This window comes from Burkholderia sp. WTPI3 (assembly GCF_021483755.1).
GTDB lineage: Bacteria > Pseudomonadota > Gammaproteobacteria > Burkholderiales > Burkholderiaceae > Burkholderia.
In genome coordinates this window covers 1-9,347 of record NZ_JAGIXF010000148.1, presented here as the reverse complement: position 1 = coordinate 9,347, position 9,347 = coordinate 1, and the positions used below count along the sequence as shown (strand labels likewise).

Genomic DNA, 9,347 nt, shown 5'->3' with positions numbered 1-9,347 from the left:
GATTTTCATGCACACGCTCCAAAGTTACGAATACGACCAGAGGCCATTTTATAGCGAGGCCTCATGACTGCGCGGCCAAGCGGACCAATCCATCGCGACTATCGAGGATAGCGCTCCGCTTCGGCGCGCCGGCAATAGCGAACGGTCGTTCTATTTTAAAAGAGAAAAAACCCGGACGCAAAGCCCGGGTTTTCGATCATCGACTCTAATCGTCGCCGGGCGCGCCCAGTACTTCGTGTTACCAGGCAGCAATGACCGCGCCGCCAAACTTCTGCTCGATGAACTGCTTCACTTCCACGGAATGATAGGCAGCGATCAGCTTCGCGACCCACGGCTTGCTGCGATCGGCTTCGCGAATCGCGAGAATGTTCGCGTACGGACCGTTCGGACCCTCGATTGCGATCGCGTCCTGTTTCGGCTTCAGGCCCGCTTCCATCGCGTAGTTCGTATTGATTGCCGCCGCGTCAACGTCGCCAAGCGAGCGCGGAATCTGCGCCGCATCGAGCTCGACGATTTTCAGCTTGCGCGAATTGTCGACGATATCGAGTGGCGTCGCCTTCAGCCCGGCGTCCGCGCGCAGCTTCAGCAGCCCCTGTTTCTGCAGAAGCAGCAGCGCGCGGCCGCCGTTGGTCGGGTCGTTCGGCACCGCGATGCGCGCACCCGGCTTCAACTCGGCCAGCGACTTCACCCGCTTCGAATAGATGCCCATCGGGAACGTAACGGTATCCGCGACCTTGATCAGCTTGTAGCCGCGGTCCTTTATCTGCGCCTGCAGATACGGATCGTGCTGGTAGCTGTTCGCATCGAGATCGCCGGACGCGAGCGCCGCGTTCGGCTGCACGTAGTCGGAGAATTCGACGATGCGGATATCGAGGCCGCTCTTCGCCGCGACCTTCTTCACCACTTCCATGATCTGCGCATGCGGGCCGCCCGTCACGCCCACCTTGATGGTTTCCGCCTGCGCGTGCGCGCTCGTGAACAGCATGGCCGCACCGACTGCGGCCGCGAACTTCAGCATGAAGCGTCGTTGCATCGTCTCCCCCAACGGATGATTGTCGCTTTTACTTGTGGCTCAGCCGGCGTACCAGCCAGTCGCCGAACGATTGCACGATCTGCACGAACACGATCAGGATCGCGACGACCGTCCACATCACTTCCGGCAGGTAGCGCTGATAGCCGTAGCGGATCCCGAGATCGCCAAGCCCGCCGCCGCCGATCGCACCGGCCATCGCCGAATAGCCGACGAGCGACACGAACGTGATCGTCAGGCCCGCGACGATGCCCGGCAGCGATTCGGGCAGCAGCACCTTGAAGACGATCTGCGACGTCGTCGCGCCCATCGACTGCGCGGCCTCGATCAGCCCGCGATCGACTTCGCGCAGCGCGGTCTCGACCAGCCGCGCGACGAACGGCGCGGCCGCGAGCGTCAATGGCACGACCGCCGCGGCCGTGCCTATCGACGAACCCGTGACGAGCCGCGTCAACGGAATGACCGCGACCAGCAGGATGATAAACGGCGTCGAGCGCACCGCGTTCACGATGCCGCCGAGCACGCGGTTCACGCCGAGGTTCTGCAGCACGCCCTGGCGGTCGGTCAGATAGAGCAGCACGCCGAGCGGTAGCCCGACGAGCGCGCCGACCGCCCCCGAGATGCCGACCATGATCAGCGTCTCCCAGAACGACTGCACGAACATATCGAACATCTCACTCAACATACGAAAGCTCCTCTACCACCACACCTTGCTCGCGCAGGAACGCGAGCGCTTCCCCGACCTTGCCCGGCTCGCCGCCCGCGAGCACCGCGAGCGATCCGAACGCCTGCCCCTGGATCTCGTCGATCTGGCCGTGCAGGATGTTGAAATCCAGTTCGTACCGGCGAATCGTCTCCGACAGGATCGGCTGGTCGACGCCCGAGCCGGTGAACGCGAGCCGCAGCAAATGCCCGCTGCCTGTCTTGAGCCGCTCGGCCACACGCGCCTTCAGCGCAGGCGGCAACTCCTGCGCGATCACGTCGCCGATCAGCGCGCGCGTCACTTCGTGATGCGGCTGCAGGAACACGTCGATCACGCGCCCCTCCTCGACCACACGACCCGCATCGAGCACGGCGACGCGATCGCACACCTGCTTGATCACTTCCATCTGGTGCGTGATCAGCACGATCGTCAGGCCGAGCTCGCGGTTGATGCGCTTCAGCAGGTCGAGAATCGAACGCGTGGTTTCGGGATCGAGCGCCGACGTCGCTTCGTCCGACAGCAGCACCTTCGGCTTGCTCGCGAGCGCGCGGGCAATGCCGACGCGCTGCTTCTGGCCGCCGCTGATCTGCGCCGGATATCGATCCTTCTGCGCGGACAGCCCGACGAGGTCGAGCAGCGGCAGCACGGCCGCCTCGATGTCGGCACGGCTTGCGCCGGCCAGCTCGAGCGGCAGCGCGACGTTCTCGAACACCGTACGCGACGACAACAGGTTGAAGTGCTGGAAGATCATGCCGATTTCGCGGCGCGCTTCGCGCAGCGCACTGGCCGGCAGCACCGTGAGATCGCGCCCGCCGACGACGACGTTGCCTTCCGTCGGCCGCGTGAGCAGGTTGATGGTGCGCACGAGCGTACTCTTGCCGGCGCCGCTTCGGCCGATGATGCCGAACACCTCGCCCTGCGGGATCGTCAGGTTGACGTTGTGCAATGCGTCAACCCAGCCGGTCGGCCCGGGGAAACGCTGCGACAGATTGCGTAATTCGATCATGTAAACAAAACGGCGGCCGGCTGGCGAAGAGGCCCGCCAGTCGGCCGCCGCTGCATCTGGAATAACCGGCGATTTTACCGCAAACGTCTCATTCCCCTTAATAATCGATTTCGATCTTTTCATAACCAGACGAAATTAGAGGGGCGCCGCGGGGCCGTGACGGGAATGCCGCGACTATGATCCGGAAACACCGATGCCAACGAAACAGGGGACACGCCAGATGACCGTCATCACCACGCCGGCCACCGCATCCGCCACCGCTGCGCCGGGCCTGACGGCGGCGCCCGCTCCGCGAATGGGCCGACTGCGTACCGCGGACGGACTCGAACTGGCGTCATACCGCTGGCCGGCCGGCAACGGCACTGCGCCGCCGCGCGCGACGATCGCGCTCGTGCACGGCCTCGCCGAGCATGCGGGCCGCTACGCCGCGCTTGCCGCCAGACTGAACGCGGCCGGTGTCGAAGTGCTGGCAATCGATCTGCGCGGGCACGGGCAGTCGCCCGGCAAGCGCGCATGGGTCGAGCGCTTCGACGAGTACCTGAACGATACGGATGCGCTCGTCGCGGAAGCCGCCCGCGACGATACGCCGCTCTTCCTGATGGGTCACAGCATGGGCGGCGCCGTCGCGGCGCTCTATGCGATCGAGCGCGTGCCGGCGCACGGGTACGCGCTGGCGGGACTCGTGCTGTCAAGCCCGGCGCTGGCGCCGGGACGCGACGTGCCGCGCTGGATGCTGGCGATGAGCCGCATCATCAGCCGTATCTGGCCGACCTTCCCCGCGATCAGGATCGATGCGGCGCTGCTGTCGCGCGATCCGGCCATCGTCGCGGCCAATCGCGCCGACCCGCTCGTGCACCACGGCGCGGTGCCGGCGCGCACCGGCGCGGAAATCCTCGACGCGATGGCGCGCATCGAGCGCGGCCGCGGGACGCTGCGCACGCCGGTGCTCGTCTACCACGGCACCGACGACAAGCTGACCGAGCCGGATGGAAGCCGCGCGTTCGGCGCCCGTGTCGGCTCGACCGATCGCACGCTGACGCTATACGAAAGCGGCTTCCACGAAACGATGAACGATCTCGAGCGCGACCGCGTGATCGACGCGCTGATCGCATGGATTCACGCGCGCGCGCTGGCCCGTTGAGCACACGCGACCACCGCTCGCCTCAGATACCGGCCAGCACGCGCAGATGCGCGACAACGCTGCGTCCAAGCGCCGACAGGTTGTAGCCGCCTTCTAGGCAGCTCACGATGCGACCCTGCGCGTGTCGGCGCGCAACGTCGACAATCTGTGCGGTCAACCACTCGAAATCGGCCTCGACGAGACCGAGGTTGCCGATGTCGTCCTCGCGGTGCGCGTCGAAGCCCGCCGATACGAACAGCATTTGCGGCTTGAACGCGTCCAGCCGCGGCAGCCAGAACATGTCGACCGCTTCGCGGATCGCCATCCCGTTGCTGCGCGCAGGCATCGGCAGGTTGACCATGTTCGGCGCCTGGTGATCGACGCCCGAGAACGGGTATAGCGGATGCTGGAAGAAACTGCACATCAGCACGCGCTCGTCGTTCGCGAACGCGGCTTCGGTGCCGTTACCGTGGTGCACGTCGAAATCGACGATCGCGACGCGCTCGATGCCGTGGACGTCGAGCGCATGCCGCGCGGCGATCGCGACGTTGTTGAAGAAGCAGAAACCCATCGCGCGCGCGGGTTCCGCGTGATGGCCCGGCGGCCGGACGCTGCAGAACGCATTCGCGTAGCGGCCCTCGATCACCGCGTCGGTCGCCGCGATCGCGGCGCCGGCCGCACGCAACGCGGCGCGCCAGGTGTCGCGGTTCATCAGCGTGTCCGGATCGATCTCGACGTAGCCGTCGACGGGCGTCATGCTGCGGATGTAATCGATATGGGCCTGCGTATGCACGCGGCCCAGCGCGACCTCGCTCGCGAACGGTGCGGTCTCGTGCACGATCAGATCGTCGATGCGACTCGCGATCAGTTGATCCTGGATCGCCGACAGTCGCGCCGGGCATTCCGGATGCCATTCCCCCATCTCGTGCAGCATGCAGTCGGGGTGCGTATAGAAGGCGGTTGCCATAAGCTGTCATCTACGGCGCCTGGTGCGCCGCACGTCTCCGTCAATGATGTCCATCGTCTGCCGCGAATTCGCCGCTAACTTACCACAACGGGGCGCTGCTTCGCCCCGGCACGCGGGATGCGTCGGGTATACTGCGCCGAACCCTATCGCATTGTCCGCCCGCTTCGACATGAATTCCAGCAAGCCTGCCGCCCTACTCTCCGCGCTGTTCCGTGCTCGCATTCCGCTCGTTGCCGCTACCGTCGTCGCCACGCTGGCCGCCACGCCCGCCGTTGCACAGACGCAGCCTGCGACGTCCGCCGGCACTCAGGTCGCGCAAGCACAACCGCAACAGCCTGCACCGCAAGGTCAGACATTCGAAGAGGAAATCGTCCCACAGCGTTACGCGAACAACGCGCAGGTCGACGCATTCATCGACGAGTTGGTGAGTCGCGACAGCTTCGATTCCGCGAGCCTGCATGCGCTGTTCTCGCGCATCAGCTACTCGGCGACCGCCGTCAAACTCGTGCGGCCCGCGCCGACGCCGTCGATCAAGAACTGGCGCGTCTATCGATCGCGCTTCATCGAGCCGATCCGCATCAATGCGGGCGTGAAATTCTGGAGGGCGAACCAGGCGACGTTGCAGCGCGCGTCCGAGGAATTCGGCGTGCCGCCGGAGGTAATCGTCGGCATCATCGGCGTCGAAACGATCTATGGCCGCTACATGGGCAACTTCCGCGTGCTCGACGCGCTGACGACGCTCACGTTCGACTATCCGGACACGCCAAATCGCGAGAGCCGGCAGGCGACCTTCCGCAAGAACCTCGAAGATTTCCTCGTCTGGACGCGCGACAACCAGCTCGACCCGACCACCGTGCTGGGTTCATACACGGGCGCGATCGGCATCCCGCAGTTCCTGCCGAGCAGCATCCGCGAGTATGCGGTCGATTTCGACGGCACGGGCCACGTCGACCTGCGCAGCAGTCCTGCCGATGCGATCGGCAGCGTCGCGAACTACCTGAAGCAGCACGGCTGGGAAACCGATCGTCCGGTGGTCTGGCGCATCACGCCCGACACGGGCAGCCTCGGCATCGCGCAAGCTGCCGCCGACGGTCAGCCCGAGCCGCACTGGGCACTGTCGCAACTGCTGCGCGCAGGCATGACGCTCAACGAGCCGATGGTCAACATCACCACCGAAGCCGGCACGCCGGTCACCGTAGTCGATCTGCCGTCGCCGGGACGCGCGACTGAATACATGCTCGGCCTCAAGAATTTCTATGTGCTGACGCGCTACAACCGCAGCTTCTTCTATGCACTCGCCGTGTATCAACTCGGCGAAGCCGTGAAGGCCCAAATGGAAGCGAGCGGCGCGCTCCCGCTGCCCGCGGTGGATACGCAAGCGCAATAGGCGCAAACCGCCTAAATAAAAAAGCGCCGCATATGCGGCGCTTTTTTATTATGTGCCCGGGTGCATACCGCCCGGGCTCAAGCAGGGAACACGCCGGTCGACAGGTAGCGGTCGCCGCGATCGCAGACGATGAACACGATCGTCGCGTTCTCGACCTGACGCGCGATGCGCATCGCGACTTCACATGCCCCGCCCGACGAAATGCCGACGAAAATGCCTTCGACGGCCGCGAGCCGCCGCGCCATCGTTTCGGCCGCGGCCTGGCTAACGTTCTCGACGCGATCGATGCGACTGCGATCGAAAATCGTCGGCATATAGGCTTCCGGCCACTTGCGGATACCCGGGATACGCGAGCCATCCTCCGGCTGCGCGCCGACGATCTCGATCGTCGAATTCTGTTCCTTCAGATAGCGCGACGTGCCCATGATCGTGCCCGTCGTGCCCATCGCCGACACGAAATGCGTGACGCGGCCTTCCGTGTCGCGCCAGATCTCCGGACCCGTCGTTTCGTAGTGTGCGACCGGATTGTCGGGATTTCCGAACTGATCGAGGATCACGCCCTTGCCTTCGCGCTGCATTTGCTCCGCGAGGTCGCGTGCCAGTTCCATCCCGCCCTTCACCGGCGTAAGGATGATCTCTGCGCCGTAAGCGGCCATGCTCTGGCGGCGCTCGACCGACAGGTCTTCCGGCATGATCAGCACCATCTTGTAGCCGCGGATCGCCGCTGCCATCGCCAGCGCGATGCCCGTGTTGCCGCTCGTCGCCTCGATCAGCGTATCGCCCGGCTTGATCCGGCCACGCGCCTCGGCCTTGCTGATCATCGACAACGCCGGACGATCCTTCACGGAGCCGGCCGGGTTGTTGCCTTCCAGCTTCGCGAGCACCACGTTGTTGCGTGCGCGAATCTCGTCGTCCACCAGACGGACCAGTTGCACGAGCGGCGTGTTGCCGATCGTGTCTTCGATAGTTTTGTAAGCCATGGAGATACCGTAAGTACGAGGCCGATCAATCGGTTGATTGTAAACCAGTGCCGCGGCTCGCGCCGGCAACCCCATTGCGACGATGGAATCGCCCCGTCGCACGATCCGCGATGGCACGCACGCGGCATACACGCAAAAAGCCCGCGGCACGCCGCGGGAAACCGTCGCAACGACGGCGACTGAAGGAGCCTTTCGTCGGATGCGCGTTACTTCTGTGCGGTGCGAGCCGGCGCCGCGGCAGGTTTCGCCGCAGCCGGTTTGCCGGTGGCAGGCGCCAGCGCAGCCGAACCGGCCGCGCCGATCGTCAAGCCCTCTTGCCGAAGGCGCTCGACCGTATGGCCACCCATGCCTTTCACGCGCGACGCGAGATCGTCTGCATTCCTGAACGGGCCGCGCGCACTGCGCTCGTCGAGAATCGCCTTTGCCCGCGCAGGACCGATGCCCTTGATGCCCACGAGCGCATCCTCGTTCGCAGTGTTGACGTCGACGGCTGCCCAGGCGGACGCGATCGCGCCGAACATGGCAACTGCAGCAAACCATTTCCTGATCATGTGCTGGATCTCCGATGAAAACGGCCGGCGGCTGCCGACCGTGAGACCCAGTCTATCGATGCAACGCCCGGGTTTAAACCTGGCCGGACAGCCAACGTACGTAGCGATCGACACCTTCCTGCACGGTGAAGAACGGTGCGTCGTAGCCAGCCGCACGCAGTTTCGTCTGGTCGGCCTGCGTGAAGCACTGGTACTTGCCGCGCAGTGCATCGGGGAACGGCACGTACTCGATCAGGCCCTGCTCGACCTGCTGCGCGAGCGTCAGCGGCTGCAGGTTGTCGAGCGCGCGCAGCGTGTTCACGACGGTCGACGCGATGTCGTTGAACGGTTGCGCGCGGCCGGTGCCGAGATTGAAGATGCCAGACTTCTCCGGATGATCGAAGAAGAACAGGTTCACCTTCGCGACGTCCTCGACCGACACGAAGTCGCGCGTCTGCTCGCCCGGCGCATAACCGTTGTACTCGCCGAACAGCTTGACCTTGCCTTCCGCGCGGAACTGGTTGAAGTTGTGGAACGCAACCGACGCCATTCGGCCCTTGTGCGTCTCGCGCTTGCCATACACGTTGAAATAGCGGAACCCGGCGATCTGGCTCTTCGCGCTCGGCAGCACACGACGGATCACCTGGTCGAACAGGAACTTCGAATAGCCGTAGACGTTCAGCGGCGCCTCGACTTCACGCTCCTCGACGAAACGCGTCGAGCCGCCGTAGATCGCGGCCGACGACGCGTACAGGAACTGCGCGCCTTGAGCGAGGCATGCGTCGAGCACCGCGCGGCTGTAGCGGAAGTTGTTGTCCATCATGTAGCGGCCGTCGGTTTCCATCGTGTCCGAACAGGCGCCTTCATGGAACACCGCGCGTACTTTGCCGAAATCACCGCGCGCGAAGCGCTCGACGAATTCCGTCTTGTCGAGATAGTCGTCGATCTCGCAATCGACGAGGTTGCGGAACTTGTCCGCGCGCGTCAGATTGTCGACCGCGACGATGCGCGTCTCGCCGCGCTCGTTGAGCGCCTTGACGATGTTCGCGCCGATAAAACCGGCTGCGCCGGTAACGATAATGGTCATGACCGTCCTGCCTGAAAAGTACGAGACATTCGGGCAGCGCACTGGCGGCGCCGCCGAATGCGCTCAGTGAAACAGTTCGTCGTAGTCGACGGTAGCCGTGCCGAGCTTGCCGACCACGATGCCCGCCGCGCGGTTCGCAAGCACGACGGCGTCGACGAGCGGCACACCTGCACCGAGCATCGTCGCGACCGTCGCGATCACGGTATCGCCCGCGCCGGATACGTCGTACACCTCGCGTGCAAGCGCCGGGGCATGCAGTTCGCCCGTTGCGGAAAAGAGCGTCATCCCCTCTTCCGAACGCGTGAGCAGCAATGCATCGAGGTCGAGTTCCTCGCGCAGATTTGCGACGCGCGCGCGCAGGTCGTCTTCCGATTTCCACTGACCGACGACTTCGCGCAACTCGGCGCGGTTCGGCGTGATCAGCGACGCGCCGCGATAGCGCGCCCAGTCGCCGCCCTTCGGATCGACGAGCACCGTCTTGCCGGCCGCGCGCGCCTTCTCGATCATCGTCGTCACATGTGTCAGACCGCCTTTCGC

The 9,347-nt window shown here is 64.8% G+C and carries 10 protein-coding genes; 2 read left to right on the top strand and 8 right to left on the bottom strand.

Annotated elements, in window-relative coordinates; translation table 11 throughout:
* Positions 1–238 precede the first annotated feature (238 nt).
* The 3 genes from J7024_RS35245 to J7024_RS35235 are packed head-to-tail and all read right to left on the bottom strand — an operon-like array spanning position 239 to position 2,739.
* The gene (locus J7024_RS35245) at positions 239–1,033 is read right to left on the bottom strand and encodes a MetQ/NlpA family ABC transporter substrate-binding protein (RefSeq protein WP_124827916.1); all 795 of its coding nucleotides are present in this window, start codon (positions 1,031–1,033) and stop codon (positions 239–241) included.
* A 28-nt stretch (positions 1,034–1,061) separates the two neighbouring features.
* Positions 1,062–1,715 (bottom strand): methionine ABC transporter permease, encoded by a 654-nt coding sequence (locus J7024_RS35240; RefSeq protein ID WP_014897715.1) that lies wholly within the window; start codon positions 1,713–1,715, stop codon positions 1,062–1,064.
* A complete protein-coding gene (locus J7024_RS35235) occupies positions 1,705–2,739 on the bottom strand; it encodes a methionine ABC transporter ATP-binding protein (protein ID WP_124827917.1) in 1,035 nt (344 codons plus the stop codon). The genes J7024_RS35240 and J7024_RS35235 overlap by 11 nt, the downstream gene beginning before the upstream one ends.
* Before the next feature lie 220 nt (positions 2,740–2,959).
* Here J7024_RS35235 and J7024_RS35230 point away from each other — a divergent pair, with 220 nt between their 5' ends.
* On the top strand, positions 2,960–3,880 hold the full coding sequence (locus J7024_RS35230) for an alpha/beta hydrolase (protein WP_175751496.1): 921 nt from the start codon (positions 2,960–2,962) through the stop codon (positions 3,878–3,880).
* Positions 3,881–3,902: 22 nt separating this feature from the next.
* Here the strand turns inward: J7024_RS35230 and J7024_RS35225 are convergent, their stop codons facing one another.
* A complete protein-coding gene (locus J7024_RS35225) occupies positions 3,903–4,826 on the bottom strand; it encodes a histone deacetylase family protein (protein ID WP_096503758.1) in 924 nt (307 codons plus the stop codon).
* Between the two features lie 43 nt (positions 4,827–4,869).
* On the opposite strand from J7024_RS35225, the gene mltB reads away from it, so the two are divergent.
* Positions 4,870–6,213, top strand: a complete 1,344-nt coding sequence (gene mltB, locus J7024_RS35220; protein ID WP_124827919.1) for a lytic murein transglycosylase B — start codon at positions 4,870–4,872, stop codon at positions 6,211–6,213.
* A gap of 77 nt (positions 6,214–6,290) precedes the next feature.
* On the opposite strand, the gene cysM is transcribed toward mltB, so the two are convergent.
* The 4 genes from cysM to J7024_RS35200 form a co-directional block, all read right to left on the bottom strand.
* Complete coding sequence (gene cysM, locus J7024_RS35215) at positions 6,291–7,193, bottom strand: cysteine synthase CysM (RefSeq protein ID WP_124827920.1); 903 nt, start codon at positions 7,191–7,193, stop codon at positions 6,291–6,293.
* Positions 7,194–7,399: 206 nt separating this feature from the next.
* Positions 7,400–7,744 carry a ComEA family DNA-binding protein gene (locus tag J7024_RS35210; protein WP_124827921.1) on the bottom strand — a complete coding sequence of 115 codons (345 nt, stop codon included), beginning with the start codon at positions 7,742–7,744 and terminating at the stop codon, positions 7,400–7,402.
* 73 nt (positions 7,745–7,817) lie between these two features.
* The gene (gene rfaD / locus J7024_RS35205; RefSeq protein WP_124827922.1) at positions 7,818–8,810 is read right to left on the bottom strand and encodes an ADP-glyceromanno-heptose 6-epimerase; all 993 of its coding nucleotides are present in this window, start codon (positions 8,808–8,810) and stop codon (positions 7,818–7,820) included.
* Positions 8,811–8,873: 63 nt separating this feature from the next.
* Positions 8,874–9,347 (bottom strand): PfkB family carbohydrate kinase (locus J7024_RS35200; RefSeq protein WP_234745919.1); only part of this gene is annotated, 474 nt, incomplete at its 5' end.

Coding starts and splice junctions, on each gene's coding strand:
- rfaD (WP_124827922.1), bottom strand. CDS start 8,810: ATGACCATTATCGTTACCGGCGCAGCCGGTTTTATCGGCGCGAACATC.
- cysM (WP_124827920.1), bottom strand. CDS start 7,193: ATGGCTTACAAAACTATCGAAGACACGATCGGCAACACGCCGCTCGTG.
- J7024_RS35230 (WP_175751496.1), top strand. CDS start 2,960: ATGACCGTCATCACCACGCCGGCCACCGCATCCGCCACCGCTGCGCCG.
- J7024_RS35210 (WP_124827921.1), bottom strand. CDS start 7,744: ATGATCAGGAAATGGTTTGCTGCAGTTGCCATGTTCGGCGCGATCGCG.
- J7024_RS35225 (WP_096503758.1), bottom strand. CDS start 4,826: ATGGCAACCGCCTTCTATACGCACCCCGACTGCATGCTGCACGAGATG.
- J7024_RS35245 (WP_124827916.1), bottom strand. CDS start 1,033: ATGCAACGACGCTTCATGCTGAAGTTCGCGGCCGCAGTCGGTGCGGCC.
- J7024_RS35240 (WP_014897715.1), bottom strand. CDS start 1,715: ATGTTGAGTGAGATGTTCGATATGTTCGTGCAGTCGTTCTGGGAGACG.
- mltB (WP_124827919.1), top strand. CDS start 4,870: ATGATGTCCATCGTCTGCCGCGAATTCGCCGCTAACTTACCACAACGG.
- J7024_RS35235 (WP_124827917.1), bottom strand. CDS start 2,739: ATGATCGAATTACGCAATCTGTCGCAGCGTTTCCCCGGGCCGACCGGC.